Here is a 19,792-nt window from a genome sequence, read left to right as displayed (position 1 = left end):
GCTGCGCGACATTGTTCCAGTTCCCTGCTGAGCGTAACCTCCACTGCAGCGATTCCCCTGCATGTACAGCGTGGGCATACGTTCGAAGTTATCAAAGCGGGCAAACGGTGGGGGCACCTCGGTTACCTCAAGCTCTTCGACAAGCGCTGCGGACATGCCTTCGCTGAGCCAGGCGCACATGGCTGCCAGTTGCTCCGGCGAGCCTTGCAGCATCGCCTCTACCGAACCGTCCATACGGTTGCGGACCCAGCCGGTGACGCCCAGTTGTCTCGAGCGGCATCGCACAGGCGGGCGCCGAGAAGCTCGCCGACCGGCTGGTGAACGTGCCGGCGACTAATGGCGACGACACGGCACTCCCGGCCACCTTGCGCGATGCCTGGAACTGGTCGCGAATCCGTGCCCACCTTGAGCAGATTGAAACGCGCGCTGAGCTGTTTACGCCGAACGAGCGGCGCGTAAGCTTGGAAGCTGGGCTCGCCAAGACGTACCGGGACCTCGCGAGTCAGGCCGCATGGCTCGCCGCCAAGCACAACGCCAGCCCGAAGGCGTTGCAGGCGCTGGCGGGGTACGCGACGGCCATCCGCCTTATCGGTCAGGGCACCGGGCCGAACGCCGCGCAATATCGACGCAACGCGCAGACTTCGATGCTTGACGCCGCCGGCGCCGTACCGTGCTGGATTATGTCGCACGCGCGCGTATCCGAGTGCATGCCCGCCGACATCCTCAGTCGCCAGGCGCCGCCTGTCCGAAGGCACTGCTTTTGGACGTGCGCTACCCGACGAGCTGTGCTCAAAAAAACATTGCGTTTCCCGTGCGCCGAGCTTATTTTTTGCCTCGCCATCCGGCATCCACCAGGAGTTCAGCTGTGAGTTTCGTTCCCGCAAAGCCCGCTACCGACAACGAGGAAAATGAGCGTAACGCCACTCCCCATACTGCTGTGTTACTGCGCACCTTCCGGCAAAAGACCGGGCTCAAGTCTGGGGTGATTCTGGCGGAGCAGGCTCTGCGCACCGCCTCCTATGACGGGACGACCTTTGACAACCTGGGCATAACCTGCCGCGCGCACATGCGGCTTGGCGCCGAATTGCCATTTTATGAGGTAGCGTTCAAGGGCAACGTCTATCGGCTCCTGGCGCGACCGATTCCTGGCCAAGACTCCAAGCTTCGGGACGACGACGTGAAGTATGAGCTCGCGCGCACCTGGGCTCCGGGCCTGCGCGTCGACGGCTGGTTCACGGACCCGCCGCCGGTGGCCGTGCCCAATACTCCGCGGGCGCTTGTCGAGGAGCTTCTGTCGGTGGTCGGCGCGAGCCTCGATGACCTGCTGGCTCAGTCCTACAGCATCTTTCACTACCGCCTTGACCATCAGGGTCGGTTTCCGGAGACCATGCAACCGGAGGGATACACCTTGCGCGAGCTCTTTCTTGGGTCGGTTGATGCCGAGGGCAAGCTGAGCACTCTTTACGAGACGCCCAAGGGGACCAACGTTGAGCTGTGGACGATGTTTCTGCGAGTCCTGGACCGCACGACCCGGGCCAAGCTGGCGAACTACGTCAGCTCGAACATGGCGGTCAACGAATTTGGCGAGGTCGGGTCCGCGGCGATGCGCCAGGCCCTGACGCTGCGCGACGGTGAGGTGAACGCAGCTTTTCCGATGAGCGGCACGCGGTTCATCCAAGCGTTTCCGCTTTCGGAATTTTCGTCGAATCTTACGCGCGAAGTCGGCCGCCACTCGGGGATGTTTTGACGCACCAAAGCATGAAAGATGAACAGCTTCTCGACCTGCGCCTACGTCGACCAGACACTCCTCGACGCCTATACGGCCTACCAGCCCAAGGCGCTCCGGTTTTGGGGGAACCCGAAAAGCGAGAAGTCCGCCTTGGGTCTGGACCGTACGACTGTCGAGTACCCACCCTGAAACGGTCATGTCACTGCGCTGAAACAGCATGTGCAGATAGCGCAGGGACATGTGGTTGGCCTCTGCAATGCGAGTCGGATTCAGGTCGTCGTCATGCAGATGTTGAAGAATGAAATCCTGCACGCGCCTGAGCATGGTCGCGCTGGCATCGAATGTGGCGGACGGCTGCTGGCCCGACAGCGCGATTCCCAGCAATTCAAGCGTAGACCTGCTGACGGAACCTTGAACGCTCTCGTCGAGCGTCGCGATTTCATTTGATATGGCGAGAAGGTGCACGGCCAGCGGCGAACCGACGCCCGTGCGACTTTCGATTTTGCCTCCTGTGGGTGGTTGATTGCGTTCCGGCAGCCGCTCCCGCATCACTGACCAAGGAATCATCAACGTTACCCGTCATCGAGAGCAACGGAATGCTCGCGGCAAGTGGGACCGATAACGAAGCTGAGAGCGCAGGCTTTGGTCAGCAGGCTCGAGACGGCGCCCACTGGAGATGAGCGCCGCCAAGGCGACAGCAAAAATTCTGTGCAATAAATTTCGTGTGCTACCAGACTAGCGGTCGTAACCGACGAAGCGACTACCCTGCCGCCAGCTCGTACCGCTCGACCATCGTCACGGCAGCTTCTACCACCAAGAGCAGCCCCACGTATTCATCGGCAGCGAAGTCGGCTCCGCTTAACCCGGCCGCCGTTATCAGCGCCGCGGCGCACCGGTTCCCGCCGAGCGCGCTGCTAGCGGCAATCTTCTAGTGGTGAAACGCGGCGACCGTCTACTTCACCAAGGTCGGAAAATCTGGCGAATGTACGACCTTCGCAATCAGGTCCTGCACTGCTGGCATCAATGCCTGCGCTGTTTGATTACAAGCTGTTTCGCCATAATAGCTGGAGGTATACGAGTACTTTTCGGCAACACTCAGGCTGCGTCCGTTCGAGGACGACACTGTGAGGCCAAGGTTCCACGCACCAGTAACCGACGAGAAATCGATATTGTCCAGTCGACCCGTAAGCTGGACAGGGGCACCAGCAGTGTACACACCAGCGATTTTCAGTTCTGATACAAGCCCAGACTTCACGAACTCAGCGAATGGCTCGCCGTCCGGTGTCTTGATAGGCCCGACGCCGCGGCACATTATCTCGTTGGCATTCTGGTTGGAAATCGATGGCTACGTGAAGGCGCCGACGCTAATACCGTTGACCACGGTGGACTTCAAGGCCACCACGTTGTCGGCCGAAATTGAATACCGTGGCACCGCATACGTCGAACATCCAGCCAGTGCCGCAACCGCAAGCAAACTCAAAAGCAATTTCATCTTGTCGTTTCCCCGTTTGTCATGTTTTTTGTACCAACCGAATTTATCCGCAAATGCCATTGCGCGACGGCGACTTTCAACAGGTTATTCCAAGGGACCTGCCACCATTCTTTAACAGGCTGTTGAAATTCTCCCTGACGAAGCTCCAGTGAAAATCACGGGCCTCACAAAACGGCCTGCAAGCCGCTCGCGCGACCTCGGCAAGGGTAAGACCACCCCCGAAAACCGCTTGCGAGCACTCCTCGAAACAGTTTTTCAACAGCCTGTTAAATAAACTATGGCGTCGACCATTTTCCGTTAGATAACGGTCCGGCTTGTCTTGTCGAACAACCTCGCAACTCGTATTTACGGCAGATGGAGATGAGACTTGAGGACTATGGTGAGTGTTCGACACGATGAACGCTCGCGCCGAGACCATCGGTGAAAAGCGAAGTTTCAGCGGGGCATGGAATCGACTGCAGCTTTGCCTCATCCCATGCCGCACGCTCTTTGAGCCTAATTACGAGACAGGGAAAGCCGTGCGCTGGCGCATCCGCGTTGCCGGCAACGAGCCGACCGCGATAGCCGGTCTATGGCGTGCATGAGAAGAGCCCGACGGTGCGGCATCACTATCGTTCACGATGCTGACGGTTAATGCAGATGAACATCCTCTTATGCGGCGCTTCCACAAACCTGGCGACGAAAAGAGGTCTGTGGTCATGATTCGGCCGAACGCGTACGAGGACTGGCTGTCGTGTCGCAACACCGACGAGGCTGGTCATTCGTGCATTTGTACCGGCCGATGAGATGGATGCAGAGGCGTTCCCGTTGCCACCAAGAGCACCGAAAACAAAACCCTCGGAAGCGAAGTCTACTCAAGACGGGCAGCAATCACTGCTTGAATAAGGGCAACTCTCGCGGAGCATACGCCTGCGGGGAGTCGGCAAACCAAAGACGACGGCCCAAATTTGCAAGCATGCAGACTGGACGACCAGATTTGGAACCGGTAGTCTGAGCCTGCGGGATGACGTAGTTTGGCTATGCTGGTCCTTACCGACATCGTGGAGCCGCCGACATGGAAGTGAACACGGAAACGCTTGTTGAAATGCTACGAGAAGTTGAGGCTGACGACCCAATCGACTACGCTGACCTTCCGTTTGGAGAGCAGGAACTTAGACGCCTCGTCATGAGTTCGCTCGTCGAGCGTCACCATCTGGTAGAAGCTGGCATGTCTGGCTCCGACATCTATGCGCTGTACCTGCTGAGTACCGCCAAGCTCGTTCTGGAAAACACAGTGCTCCACGCGAGGCTGCTTTTACTTCAGGGACAACAGGTTGACGTACAGTCACTGCTAGCCCCGTTCACTCTCAAGGGCAAGCTTTAGGCCGTGTGTCTCCGGCGGCACCGGTATACCCGCCAGAATTCTCCGCGACAAGATTTCTGCGTTGCTAGGGTCGACTGCGTGCCGCGGCACGTGCGGCAAGGATGCCTCCCAGCGCGCCACCCAGATGGCTTTGCCAAGACACGCCTGGGTATATTGGCATCAGGCCGAAGAGCATGGTTAGCCCGTAACTCGCAGCTACGAATAGCGCCACTAGCATCGCGAGAATGTGCCGCGTGTAATAGCCTCGCGCGACCAGGTAGCCAGCGTAACCGAACACCAGCCCGCTCGCGCCGATGTGTACTGTGTAAGGAGTGCCGAGCAGCCAGGCGCACAATCCTGCACCAAGCATCGCACCGATTGTCGCCTGCCAAAAGTTCGCGATGCGCGGCCACATGCACAGCCAGCCCAGAATGAGTAGTCCACCCGTGTTGGCTACCAGGTGCATCAGGCTTGCGTGCAGCCATGGGGCGAGCAGAATACCCTGCAGCCCGCTGAGCGTGCGCGGCACCACCCCATGCCGATTTAATTGCAGGAACGGCAGCGCAGCGGACAAAAGAAAGACCACCCACATGGAGCCGACAAAGGCGGCGAGAAGGAGAACGCGTGCCTTGAGCTGTGCGAAGAGCGAGTCAGCGGTGGAAGTGGTGCCAGCGAGCCGTATCAAATCTTGCGGCATTACCAGTTGCTCCGTATACGATTTTGATATCTTGGCCTGGTCGCGACATGGGCGCCTTAGCCTTTACGTTGCCGCCGTTCGCCCCGGAGGCTCATCTGACGACGGTGCGTAACGGTCGTGGCTGCCGATAATGACTCGATGCAAAAATTGATGAATGCCTCAACTTTCGCAGCTCGATGGCGCCGGGACGGAAAGAGCGCATACAGCGGAAATCTTTCGTCCGACCAGTCCCGGAAGATATCCACGAGCAAGCCGTCGCGCATCATCTGCTCGACGCCAATCTCCATCACCTGCGCGATGCCAGCGCCGGCGATACACGCACCGAGCATGGTTTCCACGTCCGACACGAGGAGTCGCCCCTCTGCGGGTATCTCCGCGACCTTCTTACCCCGATGGAATTCCCACTCAAAGGGCCTGGCCGTCACCGGGTTATAAAACATGATTCGCTGATGTTTGCTCACCTCCTCCGGAATTCCTGGCTTCCCGTGCTCAGCCACATACCGCGGAGACGCGACCGTAATGATGCGCGTCTCGAGGAGCTTGCATGCAATCAGTGTTCCCATTGGCGGGGGTCCAAAGCGCACGGCGAGGTCAAATCCATCTGCCACGAGGTCGCCAACGTCGTCGCGCATGATGAGTTCGAGCGAAAGGTCAGGATGCTGTGCCAAAAACGCTGGCAATCCTGACGCCAGCACCGTCCTTGAAAAGAACGGGTCGACGTTAACACGAAGCTTTCCCTGCACAACGTTCGCTGAACCCGACGCTGCTGAAGCCGCCTCTTCAATACCTGTCAGATGCGGACCAACTGCGTCATATAGACGCCTCCCTTCGTCGGTCAGCGTCTGCGAGCGTGTCGTACGGTCAAGCAGCCGCACGCCTACCCGCTTCTCGAGGCGTGAAACAGCGCGGCTAACGCCCGATGGCGACAATCCGAGAGCGTCTGCCGCGCGCACGAAACTGCCACTCTCCGCGACTGCGGCGAGTACGGTGATACCAGAAAACAGCCGACATCCCCTCTCCGAGGCGCGTGTCATTCAGATAGTTTAGTCACGAGTGATTTGAACAGCACGTACTTTATTCAACAATCAAAAAATGAGAAATTGTCCTCCTGAATGCTGCGGCGACTTGCGCTGCAGACCTGAACCAGCTTGGGAGAGCATCAATGGAAGCTTTGAAGACACAGGGCATTGAACTGCCGCGGCTCGGATTCGGCACGTACCGTATGCCCGGTGGAGATTGCCAACCGGTCGTTGAGAGCGCGTTGGAGCTCGGTTATCGACACATCGACACTGCCGAGATGTATCAGAACGAGGAAGCTGTAGGCGCCGCAATTGCTGCCTCGGGTCTTGCGCGCAAGCAACTGCATCTGACGACCAAGGTATGGCACGAGAACCTCAAGCCGGAGTCCCTCCGTCGCGCACTGGACGCCAGCCTTGGGAAGCTCGGTGTCGACTATGTCGACCTGTACATGGTGCATTGGCCGTCGCGTGACATGGACCTCGGCGCCGTCATGGAGACAATGCAAGGCTTCCTGCAGAACGGCACGGTTCGCTCAATCGGTGTGTGCAATTTCAACGTGACGATGCTGCGAACAGCCATCGAGGAAATCGGCGCACCCATCGCCTGCCATCAGATTGAATACCACGCGTTTCTGGACCAGTCGAAAATGCTGAGCTACCTGCGCGAGAAAGGCATTCCGCTCGTCGCCTATGCCCCGCTTGCACAAGGCCGTGCAGCAAGCGACCGCGTACTTCAGGGAATCGGTGTCAAGCATGGCGTGAGCGCTGCCCAGGTTGCTCTTGCGTGGCTTCTGGAACAGGACGGGGTGGCCGTCATTCCCAAGGCTCAACGCCGCGAAAGTCAGAAATCCAATCTCGACGCGCTGGCGGTGAAACTCGACGATGATGACCGGCACGCTATTGCGGTGTTGCCGAAGAACCACCGCTTCGTCACTCCGCCGTTCGCGCCGGAATGGGACGCGTAGGCGATGTCGAATACATTGCGAAACCTTCGAACAGGAAGTTTTTCACGTTCGCCCGGATGGCCGGGCACAAAGTGACTGGAAGTCGCTCCTTCGGAGGTGCGCCATGACGAAAGTTCGTGAACTGGATTGCTGGTTGGCAAAGCTCTACGGGCATAATGCTGCTGACAGCGCTGCTGTGCTCGAGCGCGATTGGGCCGAGGCAAACCCGCGCGCGGACGACCCCGAGGACCGGGCCGTGCCAACAGTCCAGGTCATCGAGGTCATGAACGACAGAATGATTATCGTCGCATGGCAGGACCCTACCGGCGGCCGATATGGCTACCAGACGTGGACCCGCGTGCTCGCGCGACGCGATGCCGTGTGCGCACTGACCGGGCTCTCAGTTAAGAAGGGCGATGCGGTCTTCCATCCAAGGAGTCTCCGCGAGAGGCGCCCCGCGAACGCGGAGAGCGTCATCCTCGCAGGCGAGGTGGAGCGCAGGTTTCAAAGCGCTTCATTTCCCGACAGCGGCATCTGCAACGGCGACGGCTCAATGCCGCTACCGGCGCGAACCCCGGCGTGTAGTTGAGGAGGTAGAAGCCGTATGTCGGGTCGAGCGTCACCGAGCCGATATGTGACTGCCACAGATGCACTTCGGCAACGCCGACGTGCGTGAAGTGCTTCTTCGCAACCCTTTGATGGCGTCAAGGTCGTCACTTCGGGCGGCACGTATCTTCACAGTCAGTGTTGTCCTTAATGATTTTGGAAGCGACGTCAGGCGGCTCCAGTTGTCGCGTAACGACTAACCCGAACAGCCACAAAGAACGCAATTGCCGACAGCAACGAGACGAGAAACACCGTCCAATCGACAGCCACATAGCAATCCGTGAAGCTCCAGATGCTGGCCGCGGCAATTGGCGCCATTCCTTTGGCGACATTCGAGGCAACTGAGAGCATCCCGCTGACCGCGCCTTATCTTCGAAGCGCCCAATGCCATGAGCACCAACCGCGCTTCGAAGCGCGCGATTGAATTTTACTGCGAGCGATGATGAGCGACATGCGACGACTTGCGGCGGCCGCAGCCCTGTTGGTACTTCTGTCTGCCCGTAGTGTCGGTGCGACGCCTGCAACAGCGGCGACATACGACTTTGGCGCCATGGACGAAAAGACGTGTGCTGCGTTCCGGCGCGATGCGGTCCCACAGAGCATCAATACAGCAGAATTCATCGACGCCCATATCGAGCCCGTTTCTGCCGCAGAAGAGGTCTATCTGGCTGCAGAGAATTCCGCATTTAGACTGTCTCCGAATCCCAGTCGCTTTTCGCTACTCGCTTCACGGCCAGCTTTCAGCGCGTGGCAGTTGCATACCTCACTCAACGCCCTCGTGCAGTCGCTGAAAGCGATTGACGTGGTGCCGCCAGGAGAAAGCTTGGAGGCTCATCGGGCGAAAAGCGCGACCTTCGCACTGCTCGCAGTGGAACAAATAACCGCGATGTACGATGCGTACGCGCGCTATGACAGCGCGCGCAAACCGCCTTTCATGACTGAAGCAACAGTGGAGACCGCCTCGGTGTCCCTCGCGAACATGGGGCCGGCTCTCGCGTTGTTTGTGAGCTGCACGGTCGATGCAATAAAGAAATAGAGTCAGTCAGCGTTAGGCATTAGCTGCGGAAAAATGTTTTGACGATGGGATGCAGGCCCATTGCAAGGCTGCTTGCCGTCGCGCACGCTACATAGCGGTTCGCCGATGCGAAATCGGTCATACGTTAAAATGTATTCGCATCGCAGTGATTCGAGGCATTGCATCGCTCTTCTGGTCTGACACTCCCTAACTTCCACCTGGATTTACATGAAACCCGTTTTCAAGAAGACTCTTGCCGTCCTCATCGTAGCCGCGTTCGCTGCCCCCGCCGTGTCGTTCGCCGATATGCATCAAGATAGCCGGCACGCCCCTGTGCGGCACCATCCTCAGCCGCACCATCCTCAGCCGCACCATGCTCAGCCTCACCATGACTACCGCTCGCATGACTAAGCCTTTCGCGCCGTCAAGGCTGGCCTAGGTGAAAAACGGTTTGACCCGCGACGGGCGAACCGTTTTTGGTTTTACCGCATATGTATTGCGCCTGCTTCTTCGTTTTCGCACAGACCCGCATGCAACCCCGCCACAAGGCAAGGCTGGTTTGCAATGAGACGCGGATTACAGAATCCGTAACCGGCGCGTCAGCTTTCGGTCAAACCTGAAAGTCCGCGATTGGGAGACTCGGACCACTGAGGCGTTTGCAGAGACTTGAGGTTGGCCGGCTCAGGTGCGCTCCCATGTCCGCTAGAGGAGGTTCAACATGAAACTGGAGTCCGCCATCTTTGCGCGACTACGCCGTCTCGCGCCAGTTCTCGACGATGTACTAAGCGCGGGCGAGGTCGAGCATGCAGACCAGGCCGTAGACCTCGCTTCGCTTGCACAGCTCTGCTCACAGTTGTTCGACGTGTACCACGACCAGCACCCGGTCGAGATTGCCCAAGCGCGCGATGACGCCCTTGAGTCGCAGTAACACACGCTACCTGTGGACTGGCTAGCGGCTCGATGCACGTGCTTAAAGTCGCGCGGCACGGCTTAGTGACCGTCACTCCAATCTTGCCGACATCTAGCGGTACCCCATTAGCGCGGAAAGTAATTTACAAGCTCCTCGCGGACTATGTCGAAGTAGACGCCTGGCTGCTCACTCAAGCTTTAGCGCACTTGCCAAAGCGTTGCATTCGAACGTGCTCGCCAAAGGCGTAGAACGTAACTCTTCGCCGAACGACTGACAGGTAGCCGAAATCACTTCGGCGAGATTATCCCCAAAGATGTCCTCCGACCGCATCGTAGGTACTTTGAGGATTGAAGTCTTCTGCCATCCTTCAATTTACCCTAGGCGCTATTCCGCATTTCGCGTCTCAGCAGTGTCTCGCCTTCCTCATCGCACCGCCGGGAGCTATCCAGAGCTGGAATCGGGCATCCGGGAACTGCCCGGCTTTCATCCAGTGCGAAGAAATTCAGGCGGCGTCAGCTCCCTCGACCCATCGCCGGTGCGCAGTCCGCAACATACTTCGCATGCAATCGCCCCTGTGCTGCCTGCAGGTTATTGGGATAGTAGTAATCGATTCTGTGGGGGTCGTATCCAACGGATTCCAGCTCCGCCAGCTCCTGCATCAACTGGGCGTGGGTTATCTCACCGACGACCGGCTTGAACGGATAATCGTTACATTCCTCCGCAGTCAGTTTGGTATCAGCCATTGCAGACACACTACCAAGCAGAAACATCATAAGAACAGCTGCCTTTACGCCTCGTTTCATTTTCACTTTCCAAACGACTAGAATTCGAAAGATTTTCGCGAATAACTTACGCAAGCCTTTTAAAACATAAACCTGCTTATTGTAGGTCCCACGAGGCTGGAATTTGCTCGCGCAAATCGGAAAACACATTTTCGGAAAAAAGCCGGAACCCTCCGGACAACTTTCTGCCAAGAGCAGTGACCAAGTCCTTGCCCGAATTGAAGAAAGCATGGTGAAAGTCGGAGATACCTCGCCATAGGTGTCTCGGAGGTGTTCGGAAACAGGGCGACAGAATGCCGGGCGGCGCTCGCGGCATTGAAAGAGTTCGTCGCAAAGTCGCGCTGGCAAAGCGCACGCCTTCCTCGCCGTATGCATGCATGTCGCCGAAGAGGCTAGTCGCCGACGCGGCCCACTATATCCTGACGCGCCCCGCCGAAGAGTGTTCGGGAAACTTCTTTCTCGACGACGAAGTCCTGCTAGCAGCCGGTGTGCGCGACTTTGCCCAGTACGACGTGCAGGTTGGAGCTGCGCTGCAAGCAGATTTCTTTGTAGAGGCCTTGCCGGGGATGCTACCGGCGGACAATATGACGAAGCGCACCGCCTTGTGAGATTCACTGGCCACACTGCAGCTGCCAATCAACCCGATGCAGCGGACCTAGAGGCGCGTGACGCAACGCGTCCGCGGGGAGGGCACGCCCAACCGGCGCTGCACCTCATCTACAGCAAAAAGTGGACGACCGCTGTCCAGTTCGACGCTCCAGCTGCGATATCTGCAACGAACGTGAGGGCGGCGGCATCTACGACCTTCCTCATGTAGAAATCTACCATTCAGTTACCCAACCGGTTTCTACAATTGATGTCAACTCGACGGCTTGGCTCATTGCCCACATGCAACGGAAGCCGTTCCGTGGCGTCAAGTCTTCGCAAACGGATTGATGGGCTGAACCTTCCGGCGGTCCTTGGCGCGCTCCAGCATCTGGCATGTGCTCCAATCAGAAACCAGCGCTTCAAACCCGCGGACGACATTCGATTCCATAGCTTGCACCCGGCATCGCCATTGAAATTGGCACTGAACGCAGAGTGGAAGCGATACTGGAAATAGGCAGAGACCTCCTGGATGCGCTCTTGCGTATCTGAATCCGTGAACATCACGGATTCAGGCGAGAACGGGTCGTAGTAAATGACATTGGGGTAGTCGGTAGCCACAGCTACGCGTGGTTCATCGCTCACAAGCAGCGAGCCGACCAGCTGGATAGACCCTTTCATCCCCTTCGGGGTTTTGAATACCCAAATGCGCTTGGGCAACCGCTCTGCGAGTTGAATGACTCTCGTATTGTTGGAGCCAAAGTAGCCGACTTGGCCGTTCTTGAGGTTCTGGTCAAGCTTCTGCCAGTAGTAGAAAATGTCCATTCGATGCCTGGTTCACTGCGGTGCTTAATCAACGCCGCCATGTTACTAGAAGCCGCTTTTATCGAGCAGGAACCGGTTCGAAATTGTTCACACCGGTATGCCGCGAGGCTATTTTTCTTTAGACATGACGACGGGTGCTGGCACGTGTTCCCACCTTCTGGCGATGGGCCGCAGATTGACCCGCCCCCTGCTTCGCAAATCCCATAAACGAGGGAATCAGACCGCCTGCCCCTACCGCCACGGCATTACACAGGTCGAGGCAAAGGGAACGCGCTCTTAACGCGTTAGCCTTGATGTGGCGTGACTATAATGTCGTCGATGATGCGCTGAGCGGCGCCGTAGCCGCGCATCAGGGTTTCGGCTTCGGTAGCGAACGGACAGCCATTGTCCCGACCGAAGCGCGACGGCTGAATCGTTGCGGAACCGGTGCGTTGGAAAATGTGGACGACGGCGACGTATCCGACCGGCACCGAAAGACCTCTTGCTCGAGGAATTCCGCCGACGGACTCCATCCCCACCTCAATGGTGAAATCTCTTTAACCGTATGTCCGATGCATGGCGCCCTCGTGCAATGTCTTCGCTCTCGCCCATCATGCAGATGCTCCAGCGCCACGTTGTGAGCGCCAGAGCCACGAGATTTCGAGCGCGCTTTTCCCCGTCGGGTTCGATGCCAAACCCATGTGCAAGCCACCATTCCGCGAAAAGTCTGCACCGGTAGCGAACCCCGCTTTGTCGCTCGCAACCCAGGAGATGGCGCTATCGCGAAGCACGGGGCATCGACTGCCGCTGCTCCCGCGATTCTGACGTCACTCTCGACCGGTTGGCTACGGGCGTGACCGGCAAAGGTAGGAGCGATGGCCCTAGCCATGCCATCGACTATAGAAATGCTTGCAATCACGTTACAAGCGGACGGACACGAAGCCGGAGGAACGGCTCCGGCCGGGAAGTCTGCGGGACTATTCCTCATGTCTCGTAATGGAATCGCGGTCCTCCTGTGGCATTTTCAACCACCGCCGGTGTAGTGCACGCTCCAAGGGACGACCTAAAACCAGCAGAAGGACCAGAAGCAAGGTAGCTATGAGGGCGACAGACCATGCACCCACACCGCAGACAATCCCCAGAGCTGCTGTTACCCATATGGACGCCGCAGTCGTAAGCCCGCGAACTTTTTCATCCCCGCCGTTCTGAACGATGACCCCGGCACCCAGAAATCCAACTCCAGTCACGATGCCCTGAATGGCGCGCGAGGCATTTGCATCAACCCCCACTCCGCTTAGGGCAAAGCCTGCGCCGGCCATGGTTACGAGGCAGGCACCGAGCGCAACCAGACCCAGCGTTTTCACACCGGTAGGTTTGCCACGCAGATTGCGGTCCACGCCAACGACGCAACCAGCAAGCACTGCGACAACCATTCGCAGCAGTACTTCACGGAAAACTGAATCAGGTAGCATGAGTGCCCGTTGCCCTTCATCGAAAAAGCGAGGCACCGCAGTGGGCAGTCACCCTCGACGTTATTGGGCGGCGCCTGAACAGGTCAGCCCGCGCGCTGCTGCTGGATGAGCCCTGCCAGACGACTGGTGGGCGTGACGCGACGTTCATTCGTTGTAGAGGTCGCTGCACGGTCCAGCGTATCGAACATCGAGCGACGACTGGTCCTTGAAAACCAGTCGCTTCACAACCCCACAATCTTGCACGGTGTGAACGGCGTCGCGCTTCACGAAGACGCCGGGGCGTTCGTCAGGCAGCACCATCTGCATCAGAGGACCGAACTTGCGCGCCGCGTCGAAAAAGCTTGCTTCGTGTGATGGTTTCGTCACACCTAGCCAATAAACGAGCGCTGCGCTGGGACTTTTGACGTCGCGCGCGAGGAAGCCCAGCCTCGGCCGGGAAAGGAAGGGAGACGACAATTCGATGCTTGAGAAATCGCGCATGTAAGGCTCCGTTGCTTGCTCTACACAGCATGACGTTTTAGGAAGACGCAGGTCTCAGCTCTTCACGTCAACCAGGTGCGGGCCAGTGAGTCTCATACTTGAATGCCTGCTGGTCAACGACGAAGTAATCCAATGCGGTTAAGGCTACTGGTAGTCGGCTCGGCTTCTCGATAAGAAGGTCTGCGGCATGCAGACGTCGTCTGCCGAACACGTGCTAGCCCGTGAGTTGATAGCCCGATGAAGCGTCGAAACGGCTGCCGTCATAAACGGTGCCTCCATCGAGCGACCTTTACCAGTGCGTGTAATGTGACAGCCCGTCTATTTGGGGTTCCTCATCCTCATGGGCATTCTGGGGGAAAGCGTTAACCACCACAGCCGGTGTTACCGCGAGGCCGGCCTGCGCGTACGAATGCCGGTGAATTTCGCGCGCACGCTCACAAACGGCTCGTAGCTGAAAGCAGGATTGCCGACCGAGTCGGACCATTCTTTCGGCGACAGGCCGCGCGCTGACGCGTCAGATTGGTTGAATGTTGGATGCCTGTTTGCCCTTTGGTCCCTGCTTGACCTCGAAGCTCACCTTTTGCCCCTCCTGAAGTGACTTGAAGCCCGCCGCTTTCACTTCAGAAAAATGAGCAAACAGGTCTTCGCCACCATCATCAGGCGTGATGAAGCCAAAGCCCTTCGCATCGTTAAACCACTTCACAGTACCGGTTGCCATGCCCATTCCTTATTAATTGGTGGGACATCGCATGACGCCCCTTGCGCGTTTTTTATACGACGGCTCCTCTCGCAGGTCAATGAGCGTTTGTCCGTTCTAGCCCCTACTGCAAGGCAGTGGTCTCGGACAATCCGACGAGGCCCTCCTCCGCTGCGCTGTTCGACGTCATTCACGCAGCTCCACCCGTTTCACACTCGCCAGCCTTCCCCGATTGGCTACTTCGCCACTTTTGGGCGGCGGGCTTGCGAGTAGACACAGGTCTGGTCGGTGCGCTGACTGTCTGCTCTGGCAGGCGACCACGCTCTATAAACTCCCGAAGCACGGTGCCCGCAGCCGCCTTCATACAGGCGTTCAGCGGCGGGACGGTGATTCCGCGCCGCCAGTATTGCACGTCGTATTCAGTCACGCCCAGCCACCGGGCTGCGCGTGCAGAACTGACGCCGGCCCGTTTGAGTGCCCTGTCGAGGCGTGCGGCGAGGGCGCGCCTGAGGCGGTTGTCCTCGGCGCTACGCTCAAGGTGACCAATACTTTGGGTATGCCGATTCATCTTGCTTGACGTCTCTCAGACTATATTTTTATGCAACCCGGTGCCGACTGGTTCGCAGCGTCGAATAAAGTTACGCGTTCGCAATGACCGCCTCATGACGCCATGTCGAACGTTCTCATCAACCCATGCGAGAGCACGACATAGGGTGTGCTTTGGGCAACTCACTATTCCCCCGCCAGCGCAATGGCGTCAAACAATAAATAATTCGCAGCAAATCGTTGCACCTCATTAAACCCCGTGCCCCCCGTTTTACCGCCGGCAACTGCGCCCAACGCGCAGGCGAATTGAAACCCTCAGGGTCCGCCAGAGTGCATGACAGCGCCTGTTCGAGCTTCCCCGAATGGGTCTCCCCCAAAGGCGTCAATAACCGTCCCAGTGCTACCCCGGGTATCTCGATGAACTGTCACGTCCCTGCGACACGTCAGCGATTAAGAAACTGGATGGCAGCCGCATTCCGGGGTCCGCGTTGCGATGCCGACACCCAAACTGACGTCTAGGGCGAATCGGTCGAAGCCAGGTTACCGCGGGCTCCCATTTTGCGAGACTGCCACGGCTTTGTACGTCATATGAATGTGTCCGTAGAACTAACAAATAGTGGCGAACGTTTGCCTGGTGGGTAAACCCTGGGGATTCAGCAATTCTGTTTGCTGTATCTTGTATTACGTTTAGAAAGAAATTCTAAACATCTGACAAATAACCTTGGCAGCTTCCAGCAGGACATACTCGCTGGAGATGCGCCGTTAGCAGAAAGACCTAAATAAACTGGGAGAACACAGTGAAAACCGCCGATAAAGCAGGCGCTTGGGTGAGCCCGTACACGCCTCAGAACCTTGACACTGCAATCACGCATCTTGAGCATGTCCTGTGCGCTGAGGGTGCAGATTCATTGTTCGCTCAGGCTTACTGGCGTGGTCGGGTCCTTCAGGCATGTGCGACCCCGGGGCGGATGCAAACGCAACAGGAACGGTTACAGCGATTGCTTGACCGGCTAGCCAGCGCGCCCACAGATTCCTAGTATCGAATGAAGGCTGCCTGAGAATGCTCCATCGACAAAGCGCGTATCTGATGGGCACACCTCAAAATGGCTGACTTACGTGACAAGAGCAAATGGCGCGGCCGCGTGCTTTCCGGTGGAACAGAATCATCACATCGGGTATGCTTTGAAAACCAAACGTCCATTCGCACACCTAAGTGACATCTTTCTCTGGAATCACCAATAGCTTTTCTCATAGGCGTCCGCAAGCGCGCAGCAGCGCCTGCAGCGCATCTCAAAAAATTTGTTCTGCCGGGTGACTTTCTTTAACTTCTTTGGAACCAGATGATGCAGACGGGTACAGTGAAGTGGTTCAACGATGCAAAGGGCTTTGGTTTTATCGCGCCAGACGATGGCGGAGAAGACCTGTTCGCGCATTTTTCTGAGGTCCAGGGCAGCGGCTCCAAATCGCTGCAGGAAAAGCAGAAAGTGAGCTTCGAGGTGAAGCAGGGTCCCAAGGGCAAGCAAGCCGCAAATATCCAGCCGCTTTGAGAACACGCTCACTTCTTGCCCCACTCCGCGACGCTTGATTCATCCGCGCTCTCCGCGCGCCTGCGCACTGAAATTGATTTTCCGTCAGGACCGCGCCATGAAAGCCCACGTTCTGCAACAAGACTCGCTCCTCGCAATCTGGCGCACGTTAGGGGTCCGGGGTAAGCCCGCTGACGCCTTATATGAACTCAGCGCGGCCGGCGACGTTTTTGTTCGTGACGAAGACCCCTGGCATCAGATATTGAAAACCGATGTGTTTTGTCAGCTCGCCGCCCAGTTGGGTCCTCGCGTGGCGTTGCACCTCCCCGTTGTCACCCGGTCTTTTGGTGTTCGTGTCCCCGATGTCATCTGGATGCCGGATGAGAAGTGGCCCGACGACGATGCGGAGCAAGCAACCAATCCCCTTGCCTTCGCCCCAGACCTGTGCGTGGAGGTGCTGTTCGGCAATGCCGTCTGCGCGGCCACTCTCGACAGCCGGACTCACGCCTACCTGTGCAGCGGAGCAGAGGAGGTGATTGTCGTAGGTGCTGACGGGACCGCAGAGTTTCGTGGCCGCGAAGGCGTGCGTAGCCGTTCAGTGTTCAATGTAAAGCTTGCCCTCGATACCTGCCTTCTTGCGTACGGCAGGGCCGCAACGGTGCGCGCTGCGGCCCCGCAGTCTTAGGTCACTTCCGAATAATGGTGCACGTATTCCAGCCGAGGGTCGGGGCGCGCCTCAAAACCGACCGAATCAGTCGATAGCGGCTTTTCAACCCTGGAGTTAAAACCGATGAACACGCAAGTCCCCGAACAGATAGCTGCAGCACAAAAGGTCGGCGGCGAGGTCCTTTATGGATTTTTTAATACGGCTTTCGAGGTCTACGAAAAGCTCGTCGCATTGAACCTGCAGGCGGCCAAAGCTTCGATTCTGGAGAATGAGGCCGTCGTGGCGGAGGCCGCTGCTCTTTCTACCAAGGACCCTCAGTCATTCTTCGAACTGCAGTCCCGGCAATCGCAAGCGACCACGAAGAAGGCGCAAGCCTACTGGCAACATCTGAATGAAATTGCCACAGAGACGCGAAGTCAACTGCTCGCGTCAAGTGAAAAGCTGGCCAGCGAGTACGTTCGTGAGACTCGAGTAATTATCGATAATCTCGCCAAAAACCCGCAGGCGGGAAACGAAGCGATTACCGCCTTCTGGTCGAAGGGCTTCGGGGCAATGTGGGACGCAGCTAACGCATTGCATGGGCAGGCCAGGGCTGCGGCGAAGGAGGCTGTGAACGTCATCGACAAAGCCGGCAAGCCGGTGGCCAAGGCTTAGAGCGCGCGAGGCGCCGCTCATTTGCGGATAGGGCCGCAGTCACGGTCCTATCTTTAGACGGTCCACTCGACGGGGCATCCGGGAGATTGCAGCCCGAGCAAGAGTAGCTGACCTGCTTCTCAGGCGAAAAAGCTGAAACGCAGACGCATCCCAGCTGGGTCTGCGCCTCTACTTTCCACGGCGTTGCCTTCGGCTGGAGAGCCAGCCTCTCGGCTGGCGGATTCTCTTTATGCAGCTGGATGGCCACATCACGTCATGCATGTGAAAATGCGCGCGAGGCCAAGAATGTCCAACAGCATCCTATTCCGGCGACAGCAATTAATTGGCACCCAGTTGCACGTTACGCGACGCCGCTGTCCCGCGTTGGTGTCCTGCGTCAGTTCACCCACAGGTTCAAGCTGTCGGGGAACTGTTGAACACGAGCGCATCAATCCTGGAGGTCAATGCGAATGCCCGTGGCCTCCGCCACCGCCCCGGTAATGGCCGCCGCCGCCCATACCACGCCCTGGGTATCCGTGGCCACCCCAGCCGCCATGACCGCCCCAACCGCCCCGATATCCGTGGCCCCAATAGCCGCGGTGGCCCCAGTAGCCGTGTCGGCCACCGCCGTAACAGCAGCCGCCCCAATAGCCGAAGCCCAGCGACACCGAAGGTCCCTGCCATGCGGGCCAGCCGTAGTACGGATAGGCGACAGGGTAATACGCGGGCGCGACGAAGACGGGCGCGGCTGGTGCGGTATAGGTGTTCGTCGATGCAGTTACATCTGACGCGGCCGCACCGGTCGCGGCTGCGTCGGTCATCGAGAAAGGATATTGCTGCTGCGGCGCTGCCGCCGGCACTTCGCCGTACGGAACGTAGCCGTAGGACACGTAGTAGCAACCGGACAAAGCTGCGGACAGGACCACCACCGCAACGACGCCGCCCGCGCGCGACGTTGCATCCAGCGTTTTCATAACCAGCTCCGGGGTCTGATGCGACGCAACATGCGGCGCGCCTTTACTACAGTTAGCTTACTTCAGAAAAACAGGATGCCTAGCGGCGCGGGGTTCATGCGCATCAGGTCGCGGCCGCCGGGAACGGTCGCGAAACGTCGGCCATTCATCAGTATTCGTTGAGGCGGGGCACACACTGGGGAAACGGTGCTCGTTCCTCGATTCGTCAGCGGGTCGCTCTGGCTCTGGCTCGTAGGCAATTTCGATGAGTTGCCGATGATTTTGCTGGAAGGCACGTGCAGATTGCGGCGCTGTCCGGCAATGGAGTGCCCCAATTCCGCGCATTCATCGGCTGAAAAGCGAGCTTCAGTCGGCGCGCCGCCTCCCGCATAAACGGGCACAGCTCGACACAAACAAGCTTCTGCGCGCGGCAAATGCAGAGCAGCGAACAAGTTGCTATAGTAGGGTGAACCCTACTGCGTAGGGACAACCCCTACCCCTTGGTGCTTACAATGTATTTTTTAGCTGCTTTCATTTCGAATCTCGCTGCTGGGCGGGCCTTCACCCGCGCATCTTCAGGGACAACCGCACCTTCTAGGAAAAAATCCCAGTTTCCGTGGCTCTGACTGCATGGGCTTTCCTTTATCGAGGCGGATTGCAACGCCGGCCTCGCCGCATTCGGCGCGAAAGACAGGCGCGCCAACGCGTCCGGTGAATCTCTACAGGATGTTCCGGCTAGCTGAGTGGTCGAAAAGTACCGGCATCTTTATTCGCTACAGCGACCAGCTGCTGCGCGAAGTCCTCGCATAGACTTCCCAGCGCTCGCGCCTCTCGTCTTCCGCCTGGCCAACCACCAGTCGGCCGTCGATAAACCGCAGGGGCATCTTGGGTTG

Annotated in this window: 24 protein-coding genes and 2 pseudogenes; 12 read left to right on the top strand and 14 right to left on the bottom strand. The window is 58.1% G+C overall.

All coding sequences use genetic code 11. The features are described 5' to 3' along the window. Nucleotides 1–66: 66 nt before the first annotated feature. Nucleotides 67–276: pseudogene (locus P0D84_RS42310) on the bottom strand (acylphosphatase); the annotation flags it as partial. Nucleotides 277–317: 41 nt separating this feature from the next. Between P0D84_RS42310 and P0D84_RS42305 the strand changes: the two are divergent. Then, nucleotides 318–869, top strand: coding sequence for a hypothetical protein (locus tag P0D84_RS42305; protein ID WP_408348552.1), 552 nt, complete (start codon nt 318–320; stop codon nt 867–869). Further along, nucleotides 866–1,747 carry a hypothetical protein gene (locus P0D84_RS42300; RefSeq protein ID WP_408348550.1) on the top strand — a complete coding sequence of 294 codons (882 nt, stop codon included), beginning with the start codon at nt 866–868 and terminating at the stop codon, nt 1,745–1,747. Before P0D84_RS42305 ends, P0D84_RS42300 begins: the two co-directional genes overlap by 4 nt. Nucleotides 1,748–3,074: 1,327 nt before the next feature. Here the strand turns inward: P0D84_RS42300 and P0D84_RS42295 are convergent. Next, a complete protein-coding gene (locus P0D84_RS42295; RefSeq protein ID WP_408348547.1) occupies nt 3,075–3,281 on the bottom strand; it encodes a hypothetical protein in 207 nt (68 codons plus the stop codon). Between the two features lie 323 nt (nt 3,282–3,604). Here P0D84_RS42295 and P0D84_RS42290 point away from each other — a divergent pair, with 323 nt between their 5' ends. Both P0D84_RS42290 and P0D84_RS42285 read left to right on the top strand, forming a co-directional pair. Then, nucleotides 3,605–3,805: an SOS response-associated peptidase family protein gene (locus P0D84_RS42290; protein WP_408348544.1), complete on the top strand. Its 201-nt coding sequence runs from the start codon at nt 3,605–3,607 to the stop codon at nt 3,803–3,805. Nucleotides 3,806–4,275: 470 nt separating this feature from the next. Then, nucleotides 4,276–4,584, top strand: coding sequence for a hypothetical protein (locus tag P0D84_RS42285; protein WP_408348541.1), 309 nt, complete (start codon nt 4,276–4,278; stop codon nt 4,582–4,584). A gap of 64 nt (nt 4,585–4,648) precedes the next feature. Here the strand turns inward: P0D84_RS42285 and P0D84_RS42280 are convergent, their stop codons facing one another. Both P0D84_RS42280 and P0D84_RS42275 read right to left on the bottom strand, forming a co-directional pair. Further along, nucleotides 4,649–5,260 (bottom strand): rhomboid family intramembrane serine protease, encoded by a 612-nt coding sequence (locus P0D84_RS42280; protein WP_408348538.1) that lies wholly within the window; start codon nt 5,258–5,260, stop codon nt 4,649–4,651. A 56-nt stretch (nt 5,261–5,316) separates the two neighbouring features. Then, nucleotides 5,317–6,294: a LysR family transcriptional regulator gene (locus P0D84_RS42275; protein ID WP_408348535.1), complete on the bottom strand. Its 978-nt coding sequence runs from the start codon at nt 6,292–6,294 to the stop codon at nt 5,317–5,319. A gap of 128 nt (nt 6,295–6,422) precedes the next feature. Here P0D84_RS42275 and P0D84_RS42270 point away from each other — a divergent pair, with 128 nt between their 5' ends. Together P0D84_RS42270 and P0D84_RS42265 are read left to right on the top strand one after the other, a co-directional pair. Continuing rightward, entirely contained in the window at nt 6,423–7,244 is an 822-nt protein-coding gene (locus tag P0D84_RS42270) for an aldo/keto reductase (protein ID WP_408348532.1), read from the top strand. Nucleotides 7,245–7,347: 103 nt separating this feature from the next. Then, the gene (locus P0D84_RS42265; protein WP_408348529.1) at nt 7,348–7,812 is read left to right on the top strand and encodes a DUF3331 domain-containing protein; all 465 of its coding nucleotides are present in this window, start codon (nt 7,348–7,350) and stop codon (nt 7,810–7,812) included. Between the two features lie 185 nt (nt 7,813–7,997). On the opposite strand, the gene P0D84_RS42260 is transcribed toward P0D84_RS42265, so the two are convergent. Continuing rightward, nucleotides 7,998–8,180: a hypothetical protein gene (locus P0D84_RS42260; protein ID WP_408348526.1), complete on the bottom strand. Its 183-nt coding sequence runs from the start codon at nt 8,178–8,180 to the stop codon at nt 7,998–8,000. A gap of 199 nt (nt 8,181–8,379) precedes the next feature. Here P0D84_RS42260 and P0D84_RS42255 point away from each other — a divergent pair, with 199 nt between their 5' ends. Beyond that, the gene (locus P0D84_RS42255; protein ID WP_408348523.1) at nt 8,380–8,865 is read left to right on the top strand and encodes a hypothetical protein; all 486 of its coding nucleotides are present in this window, start codon (nt 8,380–8,382) and stop codon (nt 8,863–8,865) included. 697 nt (nt 8,866–9,562) lie between these two features. Further along, nucleotides 9,563–9,772 carry a hypothetical protein gene (locus P0D84_RS42250; protein WP_408243234.1) on the top strand — a complete coding sequence of 70 codons (210 nt, stop codon included), beginning with the start codon at nt 9,563–9,565 and terminating at the stop codon, nt 9,770–9,772. 494 nt (nt 9,773–10,266) lie between these two features. Here the strand turns inward: P0D84_RS42250 and P0D84_RS42245 are convergent, their stop codons facing one another. After that, complete coding sequence (locus P0D84_RS42245) at nt 10,267–10,767, bottom strand: DUF4148 domain-containing protein (RefSeq protein ID WP_408348520.1); 501 nt, start codon at nt 10,765–10,767, stop codon at nt 10,267–10,269. A gap of 62 nt (nt 10,768–10,829) precedes the next feature. On the opposite strand from P0D84_RS42245, the gene P0D84_RS42240 reads away from it, so the two are divergent. Then, nucleotides 10,830–11,144 carry a Rossmann-fold NAD(P)-binding domain-containing protein gene (locus tag P0D84_RS42240; protein WP_408348517.1) on the top strand — a complete coding sequence of 105 codons (315 nt, stop codon included), beginning with the start codon at nt 10,830–10,832 and terminating at the stop codon, nt 11,142–11,144. Nucleotides 11,145–11,364: 220 nt separating this feature from the next. On the opposite strand, the gene P0D84_RS42235 is transcribed toward P0D84_RS42240, so the two are convergent. The 6 genes and pseudogenes from P0D84_RS42235 to P0D84_RS42210 form a co-directional block, all read right to left on the bottom strand. Continuing rightward, nucleotides 11,365–11,946 carry a hypothetical protein gene (locus tag P0D84_RS42235; protein WP_408348514.1) on the bottom strand — a complete coding sequence of 194 codons (582 nt, stop codon included), beginning with the start codon at nt 11,944–11,946 and terminating at the stop codon, nt 11,365–11,367. A 284-nt stretch (nt 11,947–12,230) separates the two neighbouring features. Next, on the bottom strand, nt 12,231–12,458 hold the full coding sequence (locus tag P0D84_RS42230) for a hypothetical protein (RefSeq protein ID WP_408348511.1): 228 nt from the start codon (nt 12,456–12,458) through the stop codon (nt 12,231–12,233). 162 nt (nt 12,459–12,620) lie between these two features. Beyond that, nucleotides 12,621–12,704 (bottom strand): annotated as a pseudogene (locus tag P0D84_RS42225) (beta-ketoacyl-ACP reductase); the annotation flags it as partial. Between the two features lie 198 nt (nt 12,705–12,902). Further along, complete coding sequence (locus tag P0D84_RS42220; protein WP_408348508.1) at nt 12,903–13,358, bottom strand: MgtC/SapB family protein; 456 nt, start codon at nt 13,356–13,358, stop codon at nt 12,903–12,905. A gap of 183 nt (nt 13,359–13,541) precedes the next feature. Next, nucleotides 13,542–13,877: a hypothetical protein gene (locus tag P0D84_RS42215; RefSeq protein WP_408348505.1), complete on the bottom strand. Its 336-nt coding sequence runs from the start codon at nt 13,875–13,877 to the stop codon at nt 13,542–13,544. 514 nt (nt 13,878–14,391) lie between these two features. After that, nucleotides 14,392–14,595, bottom strand: a complete 204-nt coding sequence (locus P0D84_RS42210; protein ID WP_408348502.1) for a cold-shock protein — start codon at nt 14,593–14,595, stop codon at nt 14,392–14,394. A gap of 1,868 nt (nt 14,596–16,463) precedes the next feature. On the opposite strand from P0D84_RS42210, the gene P0D84_RS42205 reads away from it, so the two are divergent. From P0D84_RS42205 to P0D84_RS42195, 3 genes are all read left to right on the top strand, one after another. After that, a complete protein-coding gene (locus P0D84_RS42205; RefSeq protein WP_408348499.1) occupies nt 16,464–16,667 on the top strand; it encodes a cold-shock protein in 204 nt (67 codons plus the stop codon). 97 nt (nt 16,668–16,764) lie between these two features. Then, nucleotides 16,765–17,331: a Uma2 family endonuclease gene (locus tag P0D84_RS42200; RefSeq protein WP_408348496.1), complete on the top strand. Its 567-nt coding sequence runs from the start codon at nt 16,765–16,767 to the stop codon at nt 17,329–17,331. A 105-nt stretch (nt 17,332–17,436) separates the two neighbouring features. Next, a complete protein-coding gene (locus P0D84_RS42195) occupies nt 17,437–17,967 on the top strand; it encodes a phasin family protein (protein WP_408348493.1) in 531 nt (176 codons plus the stop codon). Between the two features lie 440 nt (nt 17,968–18,407). Here the strand turns inward: P0D84_RS42195 and P0D84_RS42190 are convergent, their stop codons facing one another. Next, complete coding sequence (locus P0D84_RS42190) at nt 18,408–18,920, bottom strand: hypothetical protein (protein WP_408348490.1); 513 nt, start codon at nt 18,918–18,920, stop codon at nt 18,408–18,410. A 62-nt stretch (nt 18,921–18,982) separates the two neighbouring features. Next, nucleotides 18,983–19,351, bottom strand: a complete 369-nt coding sequence (locus P0D84_RS42185; RefSeq protein WP_408348487.1) for a hypothetical protein — start codon at nt 19,349–19,351, stop codon at nt 18,983–18,985. Nucleotides 19,352–19,792 lie beyond the last annotated feature (441 nt).

Source organism: Paraburkholderia sp. RL17-337-BIB-A (assembly GCF_046025895.1).
GTDB lineage: Bacteria > Pseudomonadota > Gammaproteobacteria > Burkholderiales > Burkholderiaceae > Paraburkholderia > Paraburkholderia fungorum_C.
The sequence above is the reverse complement of the archived record's forward strand: the minus strand, read 5'-3'. Positions and strand labels throughout refer to the sequence as shown.

What these genes read in the sequence shown, in the direction of transcription:
- P0D84_RS42295 (WP_408348547.1), bottom strand. Translation starts at nt 3,281, where the DNA reads ATGGCATTTGCGGATAAATTCGGTTGGTACAAAAAACATGACAAACGG.
- P0D84_RS42285 (WP_408348541.1), top strand. Translation starts at nt 4,276, where the DNA reads ATGGAAGTGAACACGGAAACGCTTGTTGAAATGCTACGAGAAGTTGAG.
- P0D84_RS42280 (WP_408348538.1), bottom strand. Translation starts at nt 5,260, where the DNA reads ATGCCGCAAGATTTGATACGGCTCGCTGGCACCACTTCCACCGCTGAC.
- P0D84_RS42275 (WP_408348535.1), bottom strand. Translation starts at nt 6,294, where the DNA reads ATGACACGCGCCTCGGAGAGGGGATGTCGGCTGTTTTCTGGTATCACC.
- P0D84_RS42270 (WP_408348532.1), top strand. Translation starts at nt 6,423, where the DNA reads ATGGAAGCTTTGAAGACACAGGGCATTGAACTGCCGCGGCTCGGATTC.
- P0D84_RS42265 (WP_408348529.1), top strand. Translation starts at nt 7,348, where the DNA reads ATGACGAAAGTTCGTGAACTGGATTGCTGGTTGGCAAAGCTCTACGGG.
- P0D84_RS42260 (WP_408348526.1), bottom strand. Translation starts at nt 8,180, where the DNA reads ATGCTCTCAGTTGCCTCGAATGTCGCCAAAGGAATGGCGCCAATTGCC.
- P0D84_RS42255 (WP_408348523.1), top strand. Translation starts at nt 8,380, where the DNA reads ATGGACGAAAAGACGTGTGCTGCGTTCCGGCGCGATGCGGTCCCACAG.
- P0D84_RS42250 (WP_408243234.1), top strand. Translation starts at nt 9,563, where the DNA reads ATGAAACTGGAGTCCGCCATCTTTGCGCGACTACGCCGTCTCGCGCCA.
- P0D84_RS42245 (WP_408348520.1), bottom strand. Translation starts at nt 10,767, where the DNA reads ATGCTTTCTTCAATTCGGGCAAGGACTTGGTCACTGCTCTTGGCAGAA.
- P0D84_RS42240 (WP_408348517.1), top strand. Translation starts at nt 10,830, where the DNA reads ATGCCGGGCGGCGCTCGCGGCATTGAAAGAGTTCGTCGCAAAGTCGCG.
- P0D84_RS42235 (WP_408348514.1), bottom strand. Translation starts at nt 11,946, where the DNA reads ATGGACATTTTCTACTACTGGCAGAAGCTTGACCAGAACCTCAAGAAC.
- P0D84_RS42230 (WP_408348511.1), bottom strand. Translation starts at nt 12,458, where the DNA reads ATGGAGTCCGTCGGCGGAATTCCTCGAGCAAGAGGTCTTTCGGTGCCG.
- P0D84_RS42220 (WP_408348508.1), bottom strand. Translation starts at nt 13,358, where the DNA reads ATGGTTGTCGCAGTGCTTGCTGGTTGCGTCGTTGGCGTGGACCGCAAT.
- P0D84_RS42215 (WP_408348505.1), bottom strand. Translation starts at nt 13,877, where the DNA reads ATGCGCGATTTCTCAAGCATCGAATTGTCGTCTCCCTTCCTTTCCCGG.
- P0D84_RS42210 (WP_408348502.1), bottom strand. Translation starts at nt 14,595, where the DNA reads ATGGCAACCGGTACTGTGAAGTGGTTTAACGATGCGAAGGGCTTTGGC.
- P0D84_RS42205 (WP_408348499.1), top strand. Translation starts at nt 16,464, where the DNA reads ATGCAGACGGGTACAGTGAAGTGGTTCAACGATGCAAAGGGCTTTGGT.
- P0D84_RS42200 (WP_408348496.1), top strand. Translation starts at nt 16,765, where the DNA reads ATGAAAGCCCACGTTCTGCAACAAGACTCGCTCCTCGCAATCTGGCGC.
- P0D84_RS42195 (WP_408348493.1), top strand. Translation starts at nt 17,437, where the DNA reads ATGAACACGCAAGTCCCCGAACAGATAGCTGCAGCACAAAAGGTCGGC.
- P0D84_RS42190 (WP_408348490.1), bottom strand. Translation starts at nt 18,920, where the DNA reads ATGAAAACGCTGGATGCAACGTCGCGCGCGGGCGGCGTCGTTGCGGTG.